This is a genomic window from Achromobacter sp. Root565, from assembly GCF_001427425.1.
Lineage (GTDB): Bacteria > Pseudomonadota > Gammaproteobacteria > Burkholderiales > Burkholderiaceae_B > Achromobacter > Achromobacter spanius_D.
Window position 1 is genome coordinate 1,878,710 of sequence record NZ_LMGO01000001.1, and the last position, 21,183, is coordinate 1,899,892.

Genomic DNA, 21,183 nt, shown 5'->3' on the forward strand with positions numbered 1-21,183 from the left:
GAGCAGTGATGACAGGTTTTGAAATCCACGCCCGCCAGCGCGCGGTCAGCAAGGAACTGGTCGATAAATTCCGCCAGGTGCCGGTCGCCAACGTCAGCGACTGCATGTCGCGCATGACGGCCGGCGGCGCGCGCCTGCGGCCCATGCACGACGGCACGCCGCTGGCCGGCCCCGCGCTGACCGTGCGCACGCGTCCCGGCGACAACCTGCTGGTGCACAAGGCGCTGAGCCTGGCGCAGCCGGGCGACGTCATCGTGGTCGATGCCGGCGGCGACCTGACCAACGCGATCATCGGCGAGATCATGACGACCTACGCCGAGTCGCGCGGCATCGCGGGCATCATCATCAACGGCGCCATCCGCGACTGCGGCACCATTCGCCGCAGCGCGTTTCCCGTCTATGCGGCCGGCGTCACGCACCGCGGCCCGTACAAGGACGGCCCCGGCGAGATCAACTGCGTGGTCGCGCTGGACGGCATGACTATCGCCCCGGGCGATCTGATCCTGGGCGACGACGACGGGCTGCTTGCAGTGCCGTTCGATCAGGCGCAGGCCATTTTTGAGGCCGCAGCGGCCAAGCACGACGTGGAAACCAAGATGCTGGCGGACATTGCCGCCGGCACGCTGGATACGTCGTGGGTCGATGCCCGTCTGCGCGCATTGGGCTGCACGGGAGTCTGACCATGAGCGATGCGGCAGTCAGCAGGCCCCAGTTGCGCGTCGCGCGTCTGGATCTGTGGATCGATCCGGTGTTCGACGAGACCATTGCACGGGACGATACGCTGGACCTGCGCGTGCTGCCGGCCGGCGGCGATGCCGTGACAGCCGCCGGCCTGGCCGGCGCGCACGCGTACCACGTCAGCGCGGCGAAGGACGAGGTTCCGGCCCGCTGGCAGGTGTCGGCGGACCTGCTGGCCCATTGCCCGCAGTTGCTGTGCGTGTCTTCGGGCGGCGCAGGCTACGACACGGTGGACGTGGCCGCCTGCACCCGCGCGGGCGTGGCCGTCGTCAACCAGGCCGGCGCCAATGCCGCATCGGTCGCCGAAATGACATTTGCCCTGCTGCTGTCGCTGGTCAAACGGCTGGGCGAATCGGAAGCCGCGCTGCGCGCCGGCACCGCCGTCAGCCGCGAGGCCCTGATGGGCCACGAGATCGAGGGCCGCGTCATCGGCATCGTGGGCATCGGCGAGATCGGACGCAGGGTGGCGCGGATTGCGACGGGCTTCGGCTTGCAGGTCATTGCGTATGACCCGCTGCTGACGGACGCGCAGATCGCCGAACGCGGGGCGGCGCCGGTCACGTTCGACGCGCTGTTGGAACAGGCGGACATTGTCAGCCTGCACTGTCCGCTGAACACCGTCACGCGGGGGATGGTCAATGCCGCCGCCTTGCGCCGGATGAAGCGCGGCGCGCTGTTCGTCTCCACCGCGCGCGGCGGCATCCATGATGAAGACGCCCTGCTTGCGGCGCTGGAATCGGGCCATATTGCGGGTGCTGGCCTGGACGTGTGGCAGGTGGAACCGCCGCCTCCGCGCAGCGGCCTCTTGCAGCGTCCGGACGTGGCCGCCGCCTTTCACACGGGCGGCGTCACGCACGAAGGCCGGCGCAAGGTGGCGCAGGGTTCGGCCACGCAGATCATGGACATGCTCGCCGGACGCAAGCCGGCGCGGCTGCTCAATCCCGAGGTCTGGCCGCGCTTTCTGGCGCGGCTGGCGGAGCACGGCGTAAACGTGTAGAACCCGCGGGCGCGGCGGCCGATGCCTTGGCATCCATGGCCCCGCGCGCCGTTGTTATAGTCCCAGCTTCGAAATCCGAGAAGGGCAAGCCGCGTCATGTCGAGCGCCAGTGATTACGTGTACGGAGAGTTGCGCCGTCGCCTGATGGCCGGATCGTTCCTGCCCGGCGAGCCGCTGCGCGAGGAACATATCGCCACGCAGCTCTCCGTCAGCCGCACGCCCGTGCGCAACGCCATCGAACGCTTGATCGCGGATGGCCTGGTCACCCGCGAAGGTCGGCGCGGCGCGGTCGTGCTGGGCTGGCAGGATCGCGACATCGACGAAGCCTTCGAGTTGCGCATGCTGCTCGAGCCCTATTCCGCCAAGACCGCCGCCGAGCGTGCCACGCCCGAACAGATCGACGAACTGGAACGCATCAACCACTGCATGCTCGACGCCGTCAACTCCGGCGCGCCCGACCACGTCGCCCAAGTCCAGCACTACAACAACCTGTTCCACCACGCCCTGCTCGAAGCCGCGCAATCGGCGCGGGTGCGGTCCCTGGTCGAGAACCTGCTGGACATGCCGATCATCATCGGCTCGTTCTACTTCTACGGCCGCGACGACATGCTGCGCAGCGTGGACCACCATCGCCAGATCATCGCCGCCATCCGCGCGCGCGATCCCGAATGCGCCGAGATCGCCGTGCGCTTTCATCTGGCAACGACCCATCTTCTGTTTCGGTCGCATCGGCGGGACGGGAAGACGGGCGGGTAGGCATGAGCATCAGCGCTGGCCGGTGTCTGACACCCTTGGGAGATGGGCGTCGCATCGGGCAGATGTGCAAAGGGTGTCAGACACCTTGCGCCGGATAATCCCTCCCGCCTGATAGATCCGCCCCCGCGCCCGGCCCACCCCGGGGGCGGCGCCATCACACGCCACGATTCGCTATCACTGAATTCGCAATTCCGTATTGGACGCGTGCAACGCGCGGCCCCAGACTTTGCGCATGGCACGAAGCGGCACCCGCCGGACTTACCGGCTCCGCTTCGCAAGAAGAATCCCCTCATGCCAATCGGAGACCGTGTCCATGCAGCGTTATGGCTTGTTCATCAATGGTCAGAGCACCCCGCCCGCGCAGGGACGCATGATCGCCACCCACAACCCGTACACGGGCGACGTCTGGGCTGAAATCCCCGACGCCTGCGCGCAGGACGTCGACCGCGCCGTCAAGGCGGCGGAACACGCCTTTGAACAGACGTGGCGCCATACGCCCGGCATCAAGCGCGCCCAGTGCATGCTGCGCCTGGCGGAACTGATCGAACAGAACGCCGACCGGATGGCGCGCATCGAATCCACCGACAACGGCAAGATCATCCGCGAAACCCGGCCGCAGATGGTCTGGGTCGGACGCCAGCTGCGCTACTACGCCGGGTACGCCGACAAGCTTTATGGTCAGCAGGTGCCGCTGGACCAGCCGGACACGCTGGACTACCTGAGCCTGGAACCCTTTGGAGTCGCGGCCCTGATCACGGCCTGGAACTCGCCGCTGGCGCTGCTGGCCAACAAGCTGGCGCCGGCGCTGGCCGCCGGCAATTGCGTGGTGGTCAAGCCCAGCGAACACGCGTCCGCCTCGACGCTGGAGTTCGCCAGCCTCGTGCAGGCTGCCGGCTTTCCGGACGGGGTGTTCAATGTGGTCACGGGCGGCGCCGACACGGGCCGCGCGCTCGTCGAGCACCCCGGCGTCGCACTCGTCAGCTTTACCGGCAGCCCCGGGGTGGGCGCCGAGATCGCCTCGATGGCGGGCCGGCGCCTGACGCCCGTGAAACTGGAACTGGGCGGCAAGTCGCCCAACATCATCTTCGAGGACGCGGACCTCGACAAGGCGATCGTGGGTGCGCTGGCCGGCATCTTCGGCGCGACGGGCCAGACCTGCGTGGCGGGGTCAAGGTTGCTGGTGCAGCGCAGCGTGATGGACAGGGTTCTGCCGCCGCTGATCGACCGGGCGCGCAAGATCCGGCTGGGCAATCCGCTGGATACGTCGACCGAGATGGGCACCGTTGCCAACCGGCCGCAATTCGATCGCATCCTGGCCATCATCGACCGCGCGCAAGGCGCCGGCGCCAAGCTGGCTTGCGGCGGCAAACGGGCCGAAGGTCCGGGCTTGGAGCATGGCTACTTCATCGAGCCGACCATTTTCTCGGGGGTCGACAATGACAGCGACCTGGCGCAGGAAGAAGTCTTTGGGCCGGTGTTGGCTGTCATTCCCTTCGATACGGAGGAGGACGCCATCTGTATGGCTAACGGCACCCGTTATGGCCTGGCGGCCGGCCTTTGGACACGGGACCTGAACCGCGCCATGCGGGTGTCGCGCGCCATGCGCGCGGGCTCGGTCTGGGTAAACACCTACCGCGCCATCGCGGCCCAGGCGCCCTTTGGCGGTTTCAAGCAATCGGGCATCGGCCGCGAGCGCGGCGAAGCCGGGCTGCGCGAGTTCCTGACCACCCGCAACGTCATGATCGATTTTTCCGAAGCGGTCCGAGACCCCTTCGCCATTCGGACCTGAGCCGTTCGAGCCAGGCCAATCTGCCAAAGGAAGAGACATGAACGCACGAAAACTGGAGCCTCGGCCCGCGAGGCGCCGCGTCCTGCGCGCCGCCTTGACGGCGCTCGTGGCCGCGGCCGCCCTGCCCCTGTCGCACGCGGCGCATGCGACGGCCCCGTGGCCGACGCAGCCTATCCGCATGGTGGTGCCGTTTCCGCCAGGGGGTTCCGTGGATACGGTGGCACGCACGTTGGGCCAGGCTTTGCAGGAGGCGCTGGGCCAGCCCGTGATCATCGAGAACAAGCCGGGCGCCAGCAGCGTGCTAGGCGCCCGTTATGTGAAACAGGCGGATCCGGACGGCTATACGCTGCTGCTGAACGCGTCGCTGCAGGTCGCCAATCCGCTGCTGCTCGATACGGTGACCTACGACGCGCTCCGGGATTTCGCGCCAATCACCGAGATCGGCGCCCAGCCGCAGCTTGTACTGGTCCGCAAGGATAGTCCGTACCAGTCGCTCAAGGATCTGGTGGCAGGCGCAAAGGCCAAGCCGGGTGAACTGACCTGGGCCATCGCGGCGTACGGGGCGGCGGGCCATCTGGCGTGCGAGCTGGTCAACGAGCAGGCGGGCGTGAAGATGGAAGTGATTCCGTATCGCGGCGGCGGTCCGGCGCTGGTCGATCTGATGGGCGGCCAGGTGACGGCGATGACCGAGCCGATGGCGTCGGCCTACCCGCACGTGAAGGACGGCAAGCTGCGTGCGCTGGCGGTAACGAGCAGCCAGCGCGTGGCGGCGATTCCGGACATTCCGACGGTGGCCGAGGCGGGTTACGCGGGATTCGACATGCCGAGCTGGTATGGCATTTGGGCGCCGGCGGGCACGCCGCAGGCGGTGATCGACAAGGTGTATGCCGCGACGCAGCAAGCGTTGCAGAACCCGGCGGTCAAGGCAAAGTTCGAGGCGCTGTCGTTCATCCCGGTGGGGTCCAGCCCGCAGGACTTCGCAGCCTTTCAGGCCAACGAATACAAGACCTACGAGAAAGTCATCAAAGCTATCAAGGCTCGGGGCGCGAATGCCGCGCCGCGCACCTGAACAACAAGGAGACATGGCATGGAACAGAACGGATCGGAGATTCTGGGGTTCATCGGGCTTGGCGTGATGGGCGGGCCGATGTGCGCCAATCTGCTGAAGAAAAGCGGTCGCAAGTTGGTGGCGTACGACTCGGTGCAGGCGGCTGCCGATGAGTCGAAATCGCATGGCGCGGAGATTGCCGACGGCGTGGCGCGGGTGGCGGAGAAGGCGGACGTCGTTTTCCTGTCGCTGCCGTCCATTGATCAGGTCGAATCGGTGTGCGAGGCAATCCTGGCGGCGCCGCGCCGGCCGTCCCTGATCGTGGACATGAGCACGAGCAATGTGTCGCGCACCCGGGCGCTGGCGGAGCGGCTGAAGGCGGAAGGCATTGCGTTTCTGGATGCGCCGGTGGCCCGCACCAAGCAGGCTGCTGTGGAAGGGAAGCTGTTCATCAGCGTGGGTGGCGCCGAGTCGGACTTTGCGCGGGTCGTTTCCTATCTGAATTGCATGGGCAGCGATGTGCTGCATTGCGGGGAGGTGGGCAGCGGGCAGATCGTGAAGATCCTGAACAACTACATGGTCTTCATGACGGTCAATGCGCTGTCCGAAGCGATCACGATCGGCCGCCAGGCTGGGATGGAAGCGGAGAAGCTGCTGTCGCTGTTGTCTCAGGGGTCGGCTGACAGTTTTGTGCTGAGAAACCATGGGATGAAGTCGTTGGCCAAGGACGACTTTCCGGAGAAGACCTTTCCGATGACGTACGCCATCAAGGATTGCTCGTTGGCGCTGGATTTGGCCAAGGAAGGCGGGTTCAGTCCGCGGATCGGGGCGTATACGCACGACATGATGTGCCGGGCGCGGGATGCGGGGTTTGCGTTGAACTATCACCCTGCTGTCATTCAGTTGATCGATGGGCGTGTGAAGGTTGAATTGCCTGAGCGGGTTTGAAGTGGTGGATGCTGTCCGATTGCGCGGTCGGAGATATCGGAATCGGGGTTGCGGCTGGCTTAGGGGGGTGTTCTKTTGACGCCCGGCGYGGCGGCGGCCTGGGGCGCGCGGGGCTACGATTGCGGTCCGGAGCCTTCGCTCCGGACTGCCCCTTCGTCATCTTCGTCCAGGCCTCTCGGCCTTCCCTTCAGATTCCCTCGGGCGCATCTACACGCCCCGCGCACCCCAGGCCGCCGCCACACCGGGCTCTGGTGGTTTGAACTTCACGGGCGCTGGGGAGGGATGAGTTCTTGAGGTTCTTGTTGGCGTCGGTGTCGGTTTGAAGCAGCTTGCGGGGCCCGCCCCACATTGGCCGCGCGGGCGGCCTCGTGGGGCTTACGCGGTATCTTGCGTCCACGGGCCTGCGCTGCGCGCTCGTGGTGTGTAGGACTGATTCAGGTGTCTGACACCCTCATGCACTGATGCTTGAATTTGCGGATGGTGCTGCCGGGTGTCTGACACCGGCCACAGCACGCCCCCCCCCGCGCAGGCCTCAAGCGTCCAGCGCCATGCGCTTTGCCACATGCCCCACGACCCGCCGGGTCAAATCCGTGGCGTGCTTTTCGCTCCAGATGATTTCCATGCACACCTGTCCCGCGCTCTGCGGCAGTTCGCGGAACACCACGCCCGCAAAGCCCGTGGTGGCATAGGAGGCGGGCGCGATCGACACGCCCAGGCCAAGCCGGACCATCTGGAAGATCGTGAGCGGACTGCGGGCCATGTGGCGGATGTCGGGACTGAAGCCGGCCTCGTGGCAGCAGGCGACGATGGCGTCGTAGATCGCGGGCCCATGCTCGCGATGCAGCGCGACCATGGGTTCGTCCGACAACATGGATAGTTGAAAGCCTTCTTTCTGCGCCAAGGGATGCCGGCTGGGCAGCACGGCGACCAAGGGCTCGCGGTGGATGAGCTGGCGCCGTACCTCGGTGCGCTCCGGGCGGGCATGGACAATGCCGGCGTCGAGCAGGCCCAGCGATACCGCCCTGACCTGCTCAGCCGACACCATGTCCACCAGCGACAGCGTCACGCCCGGGAATTCCGCGGCGACCTGGCGCTGGATGACGGAGACCAGGTGAAACAGTGCGGAAGTCGCGACGCCCACCCTCAGCACGCCGGAGTCGTCGTTGCCGGCGCGCACGGCGGCGTTGACCGCGGTGCGCATCTGGTCGAGCAGGATGCGGGTCTCTCGCAGGAAGGCCTGCCCAGCAGGCGTCAGCCGAACCTCGCGGCGGGTGCGCTGGAAGAGCTGCACGCCCATTTCCTCTTCAAGCGATTTGACGTGCTGCGAGAGCGGCGGCTGCGAGATGTTCAGCTTTTCGGCGGCTCGCCGGAAGCTGAGCTCTTCGGCAACCGTCACAAAGTAGCGCAGTTGGCGCATGTCCATGGCGTGACATCTTCTTGTTGGGGTCAGCGTTGCGAATCGCCCGCGGGCGCGGCGCCGCCGGCGGCGGGCCGCCATTGGACGGCTGGCTAGCATACTGCGGCCGGCCGTCCTTGCCCATCCCGCCGATGTCCCAGGCGCGGTGGTCAGGCCAGCAGTTTCGTCAGGTCACGGACCGGGGTGGACGGCTCTGCCGACAGGAAGGCGTCCAGGATCAGCGTGGTGCGCACGTCCGGCAGCGTGAGGCCGGCATTGGCGCGGAACTTGTCGACAATGTCGGTCTGGCGCAGCGCGCGTTCACCGCTGCCCAGGTTGATGGGCACTTCTTCGCGCAGTTGCGTGCCATCGTGCAGCGTGACCGTCACCGCGCCGGAAAAGTATTTCGGGAACGCCGTGGCTTCCTGTGCGCGGCAGGTGGTGCGTCCCGCAAGCGACAGCAGCGCGGGATCCGACAACCGGGCGGGCGCCAGTTCCTGCAGCGTGAAGCGGCCCAGCGCCAGGCAGGCGGCCACGACGAACTGCACGCTGAATTTGGCGTCGTAGTCGCTGCGCGGCCGGGTCTTGATGTGCGCGGGCTCGGCGACGATGGGCAGCGTGGGCGCAGGCAGCTCGCAGGCGACCGAGCGGATGCGCCCGGCGTCCTGGATGGTGGCCTGGAGCCGCAGCGCCGCTTCGGCGCAGCCGTGGATGAAATGGCAGACGGGGTACGGCTTGATCGAGGTTTCCAGCAGCGTCCATTCGTGGCCGAGTGCGCTGATGACGGAATCGGCGTCGACCTGGTCGGCGCGGGCCTGCATGTGGGTCTCGTAAAGGCCAAACTGCCCTTCATAGGGCCGGCGCGGGCCAAAGAAGCCGGCCTGCGCCATCTGCGCACCGGTGATGCCGGCAAAGGCGCCCCAGCCTGGATGCAGGCGTTTGGTCCAGGCGCCGTCTTCCAGGAACACCTGGACGCCGGACGCGGTGCTGGCCGCGATGCCCTGCGCGGCCACGAGTTGTTCCTCGGTCAGGCCCAGCAGCTTGCCGGCGACCAGCGCCGAACTGAAGTGCGACACGACGCCGGTGGCGTGGTAGCCGCCCTGATGGAAGCCGCCTTTGACGGACCGGCCCAGGCGGATCGCCGCCTCCATGCCGATCGCGTAGGCGCTCAGCAACTCGCCCCAGCGCAGGTCGCGGGTCTCGGCGAGCGCCAGCGCGGCGGGCAGGCACGCCACCGAGGGATGCACGATGGCGCCGGGGTGCGTGTCGTCGAAATCCAGCCCGTGCATGAGGTAGCCGTTGGCCATGGCCGCGTCGCGGGCCTGCAAGGCCGGGCCGCCGCCGATGACGGTGGCATCGCCGGGTGCGCCGGCCGCGCGGATGCCGGCCAGGCCGGGTCCGGCGAAGTCGAACTGATGCGCGGCGAGGCCCAGCCCGATGGCGTCGATGATGTGGAGCAGCGATTTTTCGCGCACCGCCGCCGGAAGCGATTCCAGCGTCAGGCCGCGCGCGAAGCGGGCCAGGCCCAGCGCCAGGCTGGATGACGGGGCGCGCAGATTGGAGGTTGCATGCATGATGACCAGGGTTCCAATGTGAGAGTCGGTGCGCCCGGCGGGCGCGCCGCTTGGGTGTTCAATCCAGGGGGCTTTCGTGCAGCACGGCGACCGGCACGGGCAGGTCGCCTGGCAGACGGGGATAGCGTTTGAGCACCTGGGGATCGTGGCCCGGCACGAAGTGGCTGACCGATCCCGCCAGCTTCAAGAGGCGCTTGTGCCCGGCCAGCATCTGTTCCACATCCACCACCACTGGAAACGGCAGCTTCAGCGTCGCGTTGTCGTAGTAATGCGCGGCGTCCGAGGCCAGCACTACCCACCCGCGCGCCGTATGCACCCGCACCGCCTGCAGCCCTTTGGTATGGCCGCCGATGCGCAGCAGTTCGATGCCGGGTTGCAGCACGTCGTCGCCATCGTGGAACTCGACGCGGTCTTCGTACAGCCGGTGCACAAACTCGCAGACATCCTCGACCGAGAACGCGCGGCGCAGCACGGGCTGGCACATGCACGGGCCCGTCGCAAACGCCGCTTCGGCCTCCTGCAGGTGAAACCGCGCATTGGGCAGCTTGTCCAGGTTGCCGGCGTGATCCCAATGCAGGTGCGTCAGGATCACGTCCCGGATCTGTTCGGGCCGCACGCCAAGATGGCGCAGCGCGTCGATGGGGCAGCAGTCCAGCGGCCGGCCGCGCTGCGTCGCGCCGCGCTCGCCAAAGCCGGTGTCCACCAGAATCGCGGTGTCGTCCAGCTTGATCAGCCACACGTAAAAGTCCATCTCCACGGTGCCATCGTGCGCGTCGTGCAGGATGAAATTGTGCGAGGCCGGACGGGTCATGCTCGCGTATCGCAGCGCATAGACTTCATAGCAGGGTAAGTTGTCGGTCATGGCCGGGCGCCTCCTACGCCCTTATACGCCAAGATACGCTTGCCTTACGAAATCGTCTTCAAGCAGTTCCTGGCCCGTACCGGTGCGCACGACTTCGCCGCGCTCCAGCACGTAGGCCCGGTGCGACAGCCGCATGGCCAGCCGGGCGTTCTGCTCGACCAGCACGATGGACAGTCCCGATTCCCGGTTCAGCCGTTCGACGGCTTGGGCAATTTCCGCGATCACCTTGGGCGCGAGGCCCAACGACGGCTCGTCCAGCAGCAGCAGTTTCGGCTGGGCCATGAGCGCCCGGCCGATCGCCACCATCTGCTGCTCGCCGCCCGACAGCGACCCGGCCATCTGCGCGCGCCGCTCCTGCACGCGCGGAAACAGTCCATAGATCATGTCGAGCGTGCGCCGCCGTGTGGCCGCGCAACGCGTGGTGTACGCGCCCAGTTCCAGGTTGTCCATGACCGTCATCCGCGGAAACAGGCGCCGGCCCTCGGGCGACAGCGCGATGCCGCGCGCCACGCGGCCCGCTGCGGGCATGGCGGCGATGGACTGGCCATCCCAGCGCAGGTCGCCGCGCGCCAGCGTCTTCAGTCCCATCATCGCCTTGAGCGTCGTGGACTTGCCGGCGCCGTTGGATCCCACGAGCGCCACGATCTCGCCGTCGCCGACCTGCAGCGACACGTCGTGCACGGCCTCCAGTTGGCCGTAGCGCACGGCAATGGATTGGGCTTCAAGCATGGGCATAGTCGGGGGCTCCCAGATAGGCTTCGATCACGGCAGGGTTGGACTGGATCTCTTGCGGGGTGCCTTCCGCGATCTTGCGCCCCTGCACCAGCACATAGATGCGATGGCACAGTTCCATCACCACGGCCATGTGGTGTTCGACGAACAGCACGGAAATACCGCGATGCGTGCGCAGCCGCTGCAGCAGCCGGCCCAGTTCGGCGCACTCTTCGCCATTCAGGCCGGCGGCGGGCTCGTCCAGCAGCAGGATCTTGGGATTGGTCGCAAAGCCGATCGCCACGCCCAGCAGTTTCTGGTGGCCGTAGGCCAGCCCGCCCGCCGCCACGTCCCGGTACGGCCCCAGCCCGGACAACTCCAGAATCTCGTCCACCTCGCGCGCCACGCGCTGCAATGCGGCCTTGCGGGCGCGGGTGGTGACGGTGTGCGTCCACACGGAGCCGGGCAGCGTCGACAGCGCGCCGCGCAGCAGGTTCTGCGCCACCGTGGCGCCCTGGTAGACCGAGGTCGACTGGAACGTACGGGCCAGGCCGCGCCGCACCACCGCGCTGGGCGCCTTGCCCGTGATGTCCGCGCCCTCCAGCACCACCTGGCCCGCCGTGGGAATCAGCGTGCCGCTGATCAGGTTGAAGGCGGTGCTCTTGCCGGCGCCGTTCGGGCCGATCAATCCCACCACCTCGTCCCGCGCCACATGCAGGTCCAGGCCGCTGACCGCCTGCAGGCCGCCGAATCGCTTGGACAGGCCCTTGACCTCAAGCAGGGGCCGCGAAGTCGTTGACGTCGTCATGGCTGCTTCCTCCATTTACGCGGCAGGCGCATGCCGGCCAGCCCTTGCGGCAGGAACCGCAACATCAGAATCAATGCCACGCCGTACAGGATGTCCTGCGATTCCACCGCGCCGCGGAAGAACTCGGGCAGCGGCGTCATGACCAGCGCGCCCACCAGCCCGCCCAGCAGGTATCTGCGCCCGCCGACCACCATCATGATGATGAGTGCGACCGACAGGTGCATGTTGAACGACTCGGGCGAGATGTAGCCGACGTAATGCGCCAGCAGCGCGCCCCCCAGCCCGGCGAAGACGCTGGCAAGCGTGAACGCGAACAGCTGCGTCCGGCGCACGCCGATGCCGCTGGACTCGGCCAGCGCCGGGTTCTCGCCGACAGCGTCCACTGCCTCGCCTGCCGGCGACGCGTAAAACCCGCGGAAGAACGCCAGCACGGCAATGGCGATTACCGCCGCCAGCGCATAGAACGCCGGTTTGTCCAGGAAGACGTAACCGGCGATGGCGGCCGGGGGAATGTTGGTGATGCCGTTGGCGCCGCCCGTGACATCGCCGAATTCCAGCAGCACCAGGCGCAACAGTTCGCCGAAGGCAAAGGTCACCAGCACGAAGTACACGCCCTGCAATCGCAGCACGATGCGCCCGAGCAGATAGGCGGCCAGACCTGCGGCGGCCATTGCCGCCACGATCCCGACGGCGAACGGGAGCCCCAGGCCCTTGACGCAGAACACCGACGCATAGGCCCCGATGCCGGCCAGTGCGCCGTGGCACAGCGAGATCTGCCCTGCCCTGGCCAGTACCGACAGCGATGTCACGACGATGGTGTTGATGCAGATGAAGATGGCCAGGTGATAGGTGAAGGCCTGATTCAGCAGGAACGGGATGCAGACCAGTCCCGCGAGGCCCACCAGGCCCACCACCCCCAGCGGTTGCGGCGCGGCAGCCCCTCGGATCAGGGATTGCGATTCGGTCTGGCCCGGCGGTATCGACGGCAACACGGCTTTGCTCATATCCATCTCACGCCTCCGCCTTGCCCAGCAGCCCGGCGGGCCGCAATACCAGGATGCCCATCACCAGCGCGAAGATCAGGATTTCCGCGAGGCTGTTGCTCATGAAGGAACTGGCCAGGCTTTCCGACACGCCCAGCAGCAGGCTAGCCGCCGCCGCGCCCGGCACGCTGCCCAGCCCGCCAAGAATCACGACGATGAAGGCCTTGAGCAGCGGCGTGCTGCCGATGAAGGGCGAGACCGAAAACAGCGGCGCCATCAGCGCCCCCGCGATCGCCGCCAGCCCCACGCCGATGCTGAAGCCCAGCGGGTACATCAGCTTGGCCCGCACGCCCTGCGCCGTCGCGATCTCCATGTCCTGCACCGCAGCACGCAACGCCTTGCCCTGCCGCGTATGGATGAGAAACCCATACAGCACCGCCAGCACGATCACCGAGCAGACCGCGACGTACAGCCGCGACGCCGGGATGATCACCGTGCCAAGGTGGAACACGCCCTCGGCGACCTGCGGCATGATCTGCGAGTCTGGTCCGAACACCACCAGCGCCACCGACTGCAGGATCATCCCCACGCCGATGGTTGCAATCATGCCGTTGAGCTCATCGTGGCGGAAGGGCTTGAGCACGGCCCACTCCACGAGCCAGCCCAGGGCCGCTGTCACGACGAAGGCGCCCAGCAACGCCACGAGGAACGGCGCCTGCCAGTGGCTCATCAGAACGTAGGTCGCGAACGCCCCGACCATGTAGAACTGGCCGTGCGCAAAGTTGACGACCCGCATCACGCCGAACACCAGCGTGAACCCCACCGCCATCAGCAGGTAAAGCAGGCCGATGATGACGCCATTGACCAGCGCCTGGGCTAACAAGTTGGACATGGAAATCCCCTTTCGCCGGCTTATTTCTGGATATCGACGCACCTGTCGATATCGCAACGCGCCACGGTGACTTCCTGGCCATTACGGACCTCGGAGATGAAGAACGGCGAGGCGACCTGATGGTCGATGCCATAGCGCGCCTTGCCGCTCCAGTTCACGATGCCCTGGATGCCCTTGTAGTCCTTCAGCTTGGCAAGCTCATCCCGCACCTTGGTGCTGTCAGCCACGGTGCCCGCGTTCTGCATGGCCTTGAACAGCATGTGCGTGCCGTCGTAGAAGGCCGGGCTGAATCCGTTCATGTTCTTCTTGTATTTGTCCTGGTAGCGCTGGGCGTAATGCGCCACCTCCTTGTTTTCCGGATCCTGCAGCGACGTGACCATCATGCCCTCGGTCGCCGTCTTGCCCGCCACCGCCACGATCTCGGGCGTGGCCGGTCCGCCATTGCGCACGATCGGCCCCTTGAAACCCAGCTCCCGCGCCTGCCGCACGATCATTCCCGCGGTAGCCGGCGAGTTGCCGTCCAGTTCGATGGCGTCGATGCCCGAACTGATCATCCGGGTCAGCAGCGGCACCATGTCCACCCGCTGGCGTTCGAAGAATTCCTTGCTCGACAGCGCGGCGCCCGCCTTTTCGTAGGCCTTGGCCAGGTCGTTGGAAATCTGCTGCCCGGACTCGTCGTTGGGAAAGAGGCCGCCGACTTTCTTCAGATTGAAGCGCTTGACCAGCCACGCGATGATCGGCGGCGCCGTCTCCTCGGTCGTCAGATTGGGACGGAAGGAGTACGGCTTTTCCGGGCTGAGCGCCTTGTTGGTGAAGCCCAGCGTCATGATGATGACCTTCTCGCGCTCGGTGACCGGCTGCACGGCCAGCGCCGGCGCGGACCCCATCGGGCCGATGATGTACTTGACCTTGTCGTCGCTGACCAGGCGGTTGGCCGCCGTGACCGCGTCGGCCGACTGGTACTTGTCGTCATAGGGGATGACGCTGATCTTGTACTTCTTGCCGCCGACCTCCAAGCCACCCTGCGCGTTGATGTCGTCGGCCGCGAGTTCGGCGCCGTACAGCAGCGCCTGGCCCCACGCGGCGCCTGCGCCCGACAGCGTCACCAGTGCGCCGATCTTCAGCGTGTCCTGCGCCATGGCCGCGGCGGGCAGCGTTAACGCCAGGGGCAGCACCACCTTGCAAATTCGATTCATGTCTCTCTCCTGTCTTTTTTGTGTAGTCAGTGCGTGAACATCAGGTGTCGTGCGCTGGGGACGGCCGCGGACGGCCGTCCGGCGTCACAGGGGAATTTCGATATCCAGCAGCGGCGCGTGCTGCTGCGCGCCGTACACGTCCACGTCGCCCACCGCGCCCGAAGCCACAGGCCGCGGCAACGTCGCCTTCCACGCCAGCGCGGGCGGGTATTCGGTGAACAGCACATCCTGCTCACGCACGCCGTACAGGCGTGCAATCAGCGCGGCGCTGACGACGCCGGTGGCGCGCACGCGCTCGAACAACGCCGGGTCATCGAACATGATGTCCAGCGTGATGGAAAACGGCCCGGCGTTCTTGCTCTTGCAGGCCTTGGCAATGTCTTTCAGTCTGGCCACGTCGGCTCTCCCCGCTCAGACGGTTTCGTATTCGATGGGAAACAGGCTGAGCGGATCAGCCACTTCGATCACGTGCTGCATGAAGAATTCGTAGATCGGACCGCGCTCGATATCCGACGGCGAGAACGGAAAGGCCATGTTTCCCTCGCGGCACATGCGCCCCGGAAAGTCCGAATGCAGCAGCGTCACGCGGGCCAGCGACAGCGCCGCATTGGCGATCTCCTGCGTCCTGCCCACGACTTCCGCCACGATGGCGAGTTCTTGCGGCAGGAAACCGGGGTTCGGTTCCCAGGCCCCCATCACGCCGTTTGCCCCGTAGACCCGCAGCACCAGCTTCCAGTCCTGGGGGTCCAGTCCAAGGGCCGTGACTTTCGTCGCCGTGGATGTGCGCACGAAGTCCAGGAAGCTGTCGGCCTGACCGATCAGGCCCGGGTCGCGCGTGGCGGCAAAGGCCACCGCGCTGTAGCCCGCCCGCTTCACGCCTTCCAGCTTGATCGTGTAGCGTTGAGGCTCCCACTTCATGCCCGTGATCCGCACACGGCGGTCTGACACCGGCCGGATCTCGCAATCGCGGGTGTCAACGCAGCCGCCGGGCTCATAGCGCAGTACGGGGCTGGCGTTCTCGTGCAGCGCCTGCACCGCCACCGACAGCGGCGTGCAGCGCAATTCTGGATTGAGCGGCTCGGCCTCCACATAGTCCTCGCCCACCGTGACCATCAGGCAATCGTGCTTCTTGGGGATCGCGGCGTTGCACGCGCACTCCAGCATCTTGCCGGCATACCAGGCGGGCGCCTCGGGCAGACCGTGGTGCATCGCCAGCGCCACCCAAGGCGCCGGGTCCGTGCCCCGCCCACCCAGGATCACCTGCGCCCCCTCGGCCAAAGCCTGCCGATACGGCTCCGGACCCATCATGCCGACGATGCGCACCGCGTCGTCGACCTCTTGCGCCGTCAATGCGTCCGCCGTGCCTAGCGCCCGAATGCGGTCCTCGGCGATGGCTTGACGAATCACGGCCGGGTCCTGCTCGGCGTGAATCAGCGCCATCTTGAAATGCAGGCCATGTTCGCGGGCGATCTCGCGCACGATGTCGGCGCAGGCCTGCAGGTGCGGCTCGCCTCCAGCGCCCCCGCACGTGCCCACCATCATCGGGATGCCGTTGCCAATGGCCGCGCGCAGCAGCAGCGACAGGTCGCGCTTCATGGCCAGGCGGGAATTCAATGTCTTGCCGGATCCCAGGTAATGCGGACCGGGATCGCTGGAACCGCCGTCCACACCGACCATGTGGGGCTTGAGCTCCATGGCCGCCTTGATCGAGGCCTCCGGAAACCCGTAACCCAGAATGCCGCTGGCCGACATCATGCGCACGCTTTGAGTGGTCATGTCCGTGGTCCTTAGCGGCTGCCGGCCTTCCAGTCGCCCGCGCGCGGCCGCGAGAGGCCCAGGTTGCCGCGCAGCGTGCCGCTGGCGTACTCCTTGCGCACCAAGCCGCGTTTCTGCAGGTGCGGAATGACAAGCCGCACGATCTCCTCGTACGTGCCGGGCACCGCAGTCGCCGACAACACGAAGCCATCGCACCCCTTGCTGAACCACTCTTCCATCATGTCCGCCACCTGCTCGCCGGTGCCGCAGAAGACGGGGCCGTCGTTCAGCGTGCCGCGGCCCGACGCCTCGACGAAGTCGCGCACCGACGGATTCTTCTTGCCGCTCACCTGGACGACCTTGTCTCGCAGGCTCTGCCAGGACATCGCGGCCAGCTCCGCGTCGGTGAAGGGCTGGTCGTAGGGCCGGCCGGAAAAGTCGATGTTGGCCGTCTCGCCGATCATCGTCAGGCCGTCGATGGGCCGCGACAGGCCGGCGATCATCTCGCGCTTTTCGCGGGCCAGGCTTTCGGTTTCGGCGGCGATGATCTTGACCTCGGCGGCCACCTTCAGGTCGTCGGGATTGCGGCCGGCCTTGGCCACGCCGTCCTTGAGTGCCTGATACTGTTTGATGCCGCCTTCCAGCGTGGGGTACTTGGCGAACACCACTTCAGCCCAGCGCGCCGCGAACGCCAGCCCGCGCCCGCTCTGGCCGGCCTGCAGGATCACCGGGTTGCCCTGCGGCGAACGCGGTACGGTCAGCGGGCCGCGCGACCGGAAGAAGCGCCCTTCGTGGTCCAAGCGCCGCACCTTGTCCGGATCGGCGAAGAAGCCTTCGGCCTTGTCGGCGACGATGATGTCGTCTTCCCAGGTGTCCCAATGGCCCATGACCACTTCCATGAATTCATCTGCGCGGTCGTAGCGCAGGTCATGCTCCAGGTGTTCGGTGTGGCCGAAGTTGGCGGCTTCCGAATCGTTCATCGAGGTGACCACGTTCCAGGCCACGCGGCCCTTGGTCATGAGGTCCAGCGTCGCGAACAGGCGGGCCACGTGGAACGGTTCGTAGTAGGTCGTGGAGTACGTGGCGCCCAGTCCAAGGTGGCGGGTGGCCATCGCCATTGCCATCAGCACCGCCGTGGGTTCGAGCTTCACGGCGCGCACGCCGTGGCGCACGGTCTCGTGGTGATTGCCGTTGTAGATATCCGGCATCGCCAGGCGGTCGTCAAAGAACGCCATGTCGAAGCAGCCGTCTTCCAGCGTCCTCGCGATGCGCTGGTAGTACTCCGGCGTCAGATAGTCGGTCATGCTCGACGGATTTCTCCACGAGCCGACATAATTGGAGCAATTCTGGGCTTGCAGGAAGGCCACCAGGGCCATTTGACGGGCGGTTGTGCTCATTGCTTTTCCGGTTTCCGGTGGGTTCGTGAAGAGGTCGAAGTGGGCTCAGTATTGGTGTCGACTCGGATATGCACAATTTCCGCGGCGTGATACATCTATAACCACCATGAATCAATCCAACGACCCGTCCGCCCTCACCCGGCTCGAACTCTCCGAGCTGGAAACCTTTCTCTGGGTCGTGCGCGAAGGCAGCTTCAGCGAAGCCGCGCGCAAGCTGCATCTGTCCCAGCCCGCCGTCACCAATCGCGTCAAACGGCTTGAAGACAAGCTGCGCACCAAGCTGCTGCAGCGGACCACGCGCCAGGTCAGCGCGACGCCCGAGGGCATCCGCCTGCGGGACGCAGCCGAAGCCGCCTTGGCGGGGCTGCGCGACGTCATGCGCCAGTTCCAGCTCAGCGCCGAAACCGGCCGCCACCGCATCGTGGTGGCGTGTACGCCGATGCTGGCTGCGACGGTGCTGCCGCGTCTGATCCACGACTACCAGCAGCGCTATCCGGACATCCAGGTCGTGCTGCGGGACCTGCCCTATGCGCTGGTGGTGCAGGCGATCACACAGGACGCGGCGGACTTCGCCGTGGCGGCGCTGGACACCAAGCAGCGCGGGTTGCAGTTCCAGTCATTGGCCGAGGAAAAGGTCATGCTCGTCGTGCCCGCCGGCCATCCGCTCGCCGCGCATGCCAGCGTCACGCTGTCGATGATCGCGCCCTACCGGATCATGTTCCTGGACCGCTACCTGTCGCTGCGCAAGCACCTGACGGAAGAATTCGCCAAGCAGGGGCTGAGCTTCGAGCACACCACGGCGTCGACCCTGCCCACGCTGCTCGGCATGATCGACGCCGGCAATTGCGTCACCTTCCTGCCGCGCACCATGGTCCAGCGCAACGCGCAGTCGTCGCGCGTGCTGATCGAGATCCAGGACCTGGACGCCACCCGCCACTGGGGCTGCATCCTGTCGCGCCGGGCCGAGCTGTCCGCCGCCGCGCAAGCCTTCAAGGACTACCTGCGCAAGCACTTTCGCGAGCAGCTTGCCGAACCGGTCTGAGTCCGTCATTCATAACGGTACGTAATAGACGCATACCGGAACACAATTTGTGGCCGGTTCCCCGCCGCTCCTAGACTTGGCGCCATGCCAGGCGGGAAGCGGCGGCGCGGGTTGCATGCCTTGCCGCGGGCCTGGCGCCCACGAAACAGGATGCGAGCATGACACCCTTCGACAGCAAGGAATTCCGCCGCGCGCTTGGCGCGTTTCCCACCGGCGTCACGGTGATCACTACCTGCGATGCCGCAGGCAAGCCCTACGGCGTTACCGCCAATTCGTTCAGCTCGGTGTCGCTGGACCCGCCGCTGATCCTGTGGAGCCAGTCCACCACCTCCAGCAGCTACCCGGCGTTTCGCGACTGTCCGCGCTTTGTCGTGAACATCCTGGCTGACCATCAGGTCCACGTCTCGAACCAGTTTGCGAAGTCGGGCGCCGACAAGTTCCGCGAAGTCCCCGTCATGACCGGCCTGGGCGGCGTGCCCATCATCGACGACTGCGCGGCGCATCTGGAATGCGTGAAGGTCGCCGCCTATCCCGGCGGCGACCACGTCGTCTACCTGGGCCAGGTGGAAAAGATCTTTCGCAGCGGCCACCATTCGCTCGCGTTTGGCGACGGCAAGTACCTGCGCACCTTCGCACACGACCTGGGCGAAGTCGGCAGCCAGACCGGCGCGTCGGGCCTCGGCACCCTGAAGGCGCAGCGGATCGCGATGGCGGCGTTGCCGGCCATCTGCGAACACATCGGCCAGCGCACGGTCGGCATCGCGGTGTGGGGCAACCAGGGCGCCACCATCGTGGGCTGGGAACCGTCCGCGCATCCCGTCAGTCCTTACCTGCAAGCGGGCGTGGTCGTGAGCCTCACGCAATCGGCCACCGGCATCGCCTTTGCCGCGTTCATGCCGCCAGCGCAAACGCAGGCGGCCATCGACGAGGAACTTCGGGCGAGGGCTCGCAGCGGCCAGCCCGACAACGGCCAGTTCGCGCAGCGCATTGCCGAGGCCCGGCAGCACGGCTTGGCGCGGGCCGTGGGCACGGCCGCCTCGCCCCGCCACCAGGTCACGGTCAACGCATTCAGCGCGCCCGTCTATGACGCGGCCGGCCACATGGTGATGGCGATCTCCACGACCTGCGAGGCCGAACGCCTGCCCGCGGACTGGGACGGCGACGTGCCTGCGGCGCTGCTCGCGGCGGCGCGCGACCTGTCGAATCGATTGGGAGGTGTCATCGACGTGTAGCAACCCGCCCCTAGCGTGGCGGCGGGCAGGCGCATCAGAGCTGTCCGGGCACCACCCGGTTGCGCCCCTGCCGCTTCGCTTCATACAGGCCCCGATCGGCGGCCTGGATCAGCTCGGTGCACGGCTGACCCGCTTGCGGGACCGCCGTGGCCAATCCGATGCTTACCGTCAGCCACGGGCCAAAGCCCGCGTCGCGCTGGGGAATCTGCATGGCTTCCACGGCGCGGCGCAGCTTTTCGGCGGCAAGCCGCGCGCTGCCGCCGGGCGTGCCGGGCAACACCAGCGCAAATTCCTCGCCGCCAAAGCGCGCCGCCAGGTCGGTGGAGCGGTCGCAACTGGCGAAGATGGTGTTGGCGACGCGCTTTAGCGCCTCGTCGCCCGCGATGTGGCCATAGGTGTCGTTGTAGGACTTGAAGTGGTCCACGTCGATCATGAGCATGCTGATCTCGCGGCCGTCGCGTCCCGCGCGCTGCCATTCGGCATTCAGGTATTCATCGAAATAGCGCCGGTTGCCCAGGCCGGTCAGACCGTCCGAATTGGTCAGCCGGCGCAACTCCATATTGCTTTCCAGCAGTTGCTGCTGGCTCTGGCGCAGCGCCTGGTAGGCCTCGTCGCGCTGCACCAGCGCCATGTAGGAACGCGAGTGGTAGCGGATGCGCGCAATCAGCTCGATGGAATCCGGCAGCTTGACCAGGTAGTCGTTGGCGCCCGCCGCGAAGGCCGCGCTCTTGATGGCGGGATCTTCCTTGGTGGACAGCACGATGATCGGGATGTCACGCGCGACGGGATGGGCCCGGTACTCACGGACCAGGCTCAGGCCGTCCACGCCGGGCAGCACCAGGTCCTGCAGGATGACCGTGGGGCGGGTCTGGATCGCGACGCTCAACGCCTTGTAGGGATCCGAGCAGTAGTGAAAATCGATGTTGCCCTCGGGCACCAGCGCCCGCCGGATGGCTTCTCCAACCATGACCTGGTCGTCGACAAGCAACACCATCGCCCCGTGCGAATTGAGATCCGCGGAGACCGTGTCGTCAGGGGATGGGAGCATAGTAAGTCCTT

20 protein-coding genes are annotated in these 21,183 nt (G+C 66.6%); 8 read left to right on the forward strand and 12 right to left on the reverse strand.

The window, feature by feature from the left end; translation table 11 throughout:
• Positions 1–8: 8 nt before the first annotated feature.
• From ASD71_RS08405 to ASD71_RS08430, 6 genes are all read left to right on the forward strand, one after another.
• Positions 9–680, forward strand: a complete 672-nt coding sequence (locus ASD71_RS08405) for an RraA family protein (protein ID WP_056561950.1) — start codon at positions 9–11, stop codon at positions 678–680.
• 2 nt (positions 681–682) lie between these two features.
• On the forward strand, positions 683–1,735 hold the full coding sequence (locus tag ASD71_RS08410; protein ID WP_056561951.1) for an NAD(P)-dependent oxidoreductase: 1,053 nt from the start codon (positions 683–685) through the stop codon (positions 1,733–1,735).
• A gap of 96 nt (positions 1,736–1,831) precedes the next feature.
• Positions 1,832–2,491, forward strand: a complete 660-nt coding sequence (locus tag ASD71_RS08415; RefSeq protein ID WP_056561953.1) for a GntR family transcriptional regulator — start codon at positions 1,832–1,834, stop codon at positions 2,489–2,491.
• 313 nt (positions 2,492–2,804) lie between these two features.
• Entirely contained in the window at positions 2,805–4,280 is a 1,476-nt protein-coding gene (locus ASD71_RS08420; protein ID WP_056561956.1) for an aldehyde dehydrogenase, read from the forward strand.
• Between the two features lie 37 nt (positions 4,281–4,317).
• The gene (locus tag ASD71_RS08425) at positions 4,318–5,349 is read left to right on the forward strand and encodes a tripartite tricarboxylate transporter substrate binding protein (RefSeq protein WP_056561959.1); all 1,032 of its coding nucleotides are present in this window, start codon (positions 4,318–4,320) and stop codon (positions 5,347–5,349) included.
• A gap of 18 nt (positions 5,350–5,367) precedes the next feature.
• Positions 5,368–6,276, forward strand: a complete 909-nt coding sequence (locus ASD71_RS08430) for an NAD(P)-dependent oxidoreductase (protein WP_056561961.1) — start codon at positions 5,368–5,370, stop codon at positions 6,274–6,276.
• Between the two features lie 532 nt (positions 6,277–6,808).
• Here ASD71_RS08430 and ASD71_RS08435 read toward each other — a convergent pair.
• The 11 genes from ASD71_RS08435 to ASD71_RS08485 form a co-directional block, all read right to left on the reverse strand.
• Positions 6,809–7,699: a LysR family transcriptional regulator gene (locus ASD71_RS08435; protein ID WP_056561963.1), complete on the reverse strand. Its 891-nt coding sequence runs from the start codon at positions 7,697–7,699 to the stop codon at positions 6,809–6,811.
• Positions 7,700–7,842: 143 nt separating this feature from the next.
• The gene (locus tag ASD71_RS08440) at positions 7,843–9,246 is read right to left on the reverse strand and encodes an MmgE/PrpD family protein (RefSeq protein WP_056561965.1); all 1,404 of its coding nucleotides are present in this window, start codon (positions 9,244–9,246) and stop codon (positions 7,843–7,845) included.
• 58 nt (positions 9,247–9,304) lie between these two features.
• Positions 9,305–10,108, reverse strand: coding sequence for an N-acyl homoserine lactonase family protein (locus ASD71_RS08445; protein WP_056561968.1), 804 nt, complete (start codon positions 10,106–10,108; stop codon positions 9,305–9,307).
• A gap of 21 nt (positions 10,109–10,129) precedes the next feature.
• The gene (locus ASD71_RS08450) at positions 10,130–10,843 is read right to left on the reverse strand and encodes an ABC transporter ATP-binding protein (protein WP_056561970.1); all 714 of its coding nucleotides are present in this window, start codon (positions 10,841–10,843) and stop codon (positions 10,130–10,132) included.
• Positions 10,830–11,627 carry an ABC transporter ATP-binding protein gene (locus ASD71_RS08455; protein ID WP_056561972.1) on the reverse strand — a complete coding sequence of 266 codons (798 nt, stop codon included), beginning with the start codon at positions 11,625–11,627 and terminating at the stop codon, positions 10,830–10,832. Before ASD71_RS08455 ends, ASD71_RS08450 begins: the two co-directional genes overlap by 14 nt.
• Positions 11,624–12,631 (reverse strand): branched-chain amino acid ABC transporter permease, encoded by a 1,008-nt coding sequence (locus ASD71_RS08460; protein WP_235512048.1) that lies wholly within the window; start codon positions 12,629–12,631, stop codon positions 11,624–11,626. Before ASD71_RS08460 ends, ASD71_RS08455 begins: the two co-directional genes overlap by 4 nt.
• Before the next feature lie 7 nt (positions 12,632–12,638).
• Positions 12,639–13,502, reverse strand: coding sequence for a branched-chain amino acid ABC transporter permease (locus ASD71_RS08465; RefSeq protein ID WP_056561976.1), 864 nt, complete (start codon positions 13,500–13,502; stop codon positions 12,639–12,641).
• A gap of 20 nt (positions 13,503–13,522) precedes the next feature.
• The gene (locus ASD71_RS08470; protein ID WP_156395100.1) at positions 13,523–14,698 is read right to left on the reverse strand and encodes an ABC transporter substrate-binding protein; all 1,176 of its coding nucleotides are present in this window, start codon (positions 14,696–14,698) and stop codon (positions 13,523–13,525) included.
• An 84-nt stretch (positions 14,699–14,782) separates the two neighbouring features.
• Complete coding sequence (locus ASD71_RS08475) at positions 14,783–15,094, reverse strand: DUF4387 domain-containing protein (RefSeq protein ID WP_056561978.1); 312 nt, start codon at positions 15,092–15,094, stop codon at positions 14,783–14,785.
• Between the two features lie 15 nt (positions 15,095–15,109).
• Complete coding sequence (locus tag ASD71_RS08480; RefSeq protein ID WP_235512049.1) at positions 15,110–16,474, reverse strand: acyclic terpene utilization AtuA family protein; 1,365 nt, start codon at positions 16,472–16,474, stop codon at positions 15,110–15,112.
• A gap of 11 nt (positions 16,475–16,485) precedes the next feature.
• Positions 16,486–17,850: an LLM class flavin-dependent oxidoreductase gene (locus ASD71_RS08485; RefSeq protein WP_082578829.1), complete on the reverse strand. Its 1,365-nt coding sequence runs from the start codon at positions 17,848–17,850 to the stop codon at positions 16,486–16,488.
• Positions 17,851–17,956: 106 nt separating this feature from the next.
• Here ASD71_RS08485 and ASD71_RS08490 point away from each other — a divergent pair, with 106 nt between their 5' ends.
• Together ASD71_RS08490 and ASD71_RS08495 are read left to right on the forward strand one after the other, a co-directional pair.
• On the forward strand, positions 17,957–18,892 hold the full coding sequence (locus tag ASD71_RS08490) for a LysR family transcriptional regulator (RefSeq protein ID WP_235512050.1): 936 nt from the start codon (positions 17,957–17,959) through the stop codon (positions 18,890–18,892).
• Positions 18,893–19,050: 158 nt separating this feature from the next.
• Positions 19,051–20,124, forward strand: a complete 1,074-nt coding sequence (locus ASD71_RS08495; protein ID WP_056561984.1) for a flavin reductase — start codon at positions 19,051–19,053, stop codon at positions 20,122–20,124.
• A gap of 34 nt (positions 20,125–20,158) precedes the next feature.
• Here ASD71_RS08495 and ASD71_RS08500 read toward each other — a convergent pair whose 3' ends face one another.
• On the reverse strand, positions 20,159–21,172 hold the full coding sequence (locus ASD71_RS08500) for a PleD family two-component system response regulator (protein WP_056561986.1): 1,014 nt from the start codon (positions 21,170–21,172) through the stop codon (positions 20,159–20,161).
• Positions 21,173–21,183: the final 11 nt, after the last annotated feature.

Bases quoted from the DNA above. Each gene is read 5' to 3' on its own strand.
- ASD71_RS08435 (WP_056561963.1), bottom strand. From the start codon at position 7,699: ATGGACATGCGCCAACTGCGCTACTTTGTGACGGTTGCCGAAGAGCTC.
- ASD71_RS08415 (WP_056561953.1), top strand. From the start codon at position 1,832: ATGTCGAGCGCCAGTGATTACGTGTACGGAGAGTTGCGCCGTCGCCTG.
- ASD71_RS08450 (WP_056561970.1), bottom strand. From the start codon at position 10,843: ATGCCCATGCTTGAAGCCCAATCCATTGCCGTGCGCTACGGCCAACTG.
- ASD71_RS08465 (WP_056561976.1), bottom strand. From the start codon at position 13,502: ATGTCCAACTTGTTAGCCCAGGCGCTGGTCAATGGCGTCATCATCGGC.
- ASD71_RS08420 (WP_056561956.1), top strand. From the start codon at position 2,805: ATGCAGCGTTATGGCTTGTTCATCAATGGTCAGAGCACCCCGCCCGCG.
- ASD71_RS08430 (WP_056561961.1), top strand. From the start codon at position 5,368: ATGGAACAGAACGGATCGGAGATTCTGGGGTTCATCGGGCTTGGCGTG.
- ASD71_RS08405 (WP_056561950.1), top strand. From the start codon at position 9: ATGACAGGTTTTGAAATCCACGCCCGCCAGCGCGCGGTCAGCAAGGAA.
- ASD71_RS08425 (WP_056561959.1), top strand. From the start codon at position 4,318: ATGAACGCACGAAAACTGGAGCCTCGGCCCGCGAGGCGCCGCGTCCTG.
- ASD71_RS08495 (WP_056561984.1), top strand. From the start codon at position 19,051: ATGACACCCTTCGACAGCAAGGAATTCCGCCGCGCGCTTGGCGCGTTT.
- ASD71_RS08460 (WP_235512048.1), bottom strand. From the start codon at position 12,631: ATGAGCAAAGCCGTGTTGCCGTCGATACCGCCGGGCCAGACCGAATCG.
- ASD71_RS08440 (WP_056561965.1), bottom strand. From the start codon at position 9,246: ATGCATGCAACCTCCAATCTGCGCGCCCCGTCATCCAGCCTGGCGCTG.
- ASD71_RS08490 (WP_235512050.1), top strand. From the start codon at position 17,957: ATGAATCAATCCAACGACCCGTCCGCCCTCACCCGGCTCGAACTCTCC.
- ASD71_RS08485 (WP_082578829.1), bottom strand. From the start codon at position 17,850: ATGAGCACAACCGCCCGTCAAATGGCCCTGGTGGCCTTCCTGCAAGCC.
- ASD71_RS08500 (WP_056561986.1), bottom strand. From the start codon at position 21,172: ATGCTCCCATCCCCTGACGACACGGTCTCCGCGGATCTCAATTCGCAC.
- ASD71_RS08410 (WP_056561951.1), top strand. From the start codon at position 683: ATGAGCGATGCGGCAGTCAGCAGGCCCCAGTTGCGCGTCGCGCGTCTG.
- ASD71_RS08445 (WP_056561968.1), bottom strand. From the start codon at position 10,108: ATGACCGACAACTTACCCTGCTATGAAGTCTATGCGCTGCGATACGCG.
- ASD71_RS08480 (WP_235512049.1), bottom strand. From the start codon at position 16,474: ATGACCACTCAAAGCGTGCGCATGATGTCGGCCAGCGGCATTCTGGGT.
- ASD71_RS08470 (WP_156395100.1), bottom strand. From the start codon at position 14,698: ATGAATCGAATTTGCAAGGTGGTGCTGCCCCTGGCGTTAACGCTGCCC.
- ASD71_RS08455 (WP_056561972.1), bottom strand. From the start codon at position 11,627: ATGACGACGTCAACGACTTCGCGGCCCCTGCTTGAGGTCAAGGGCCTG.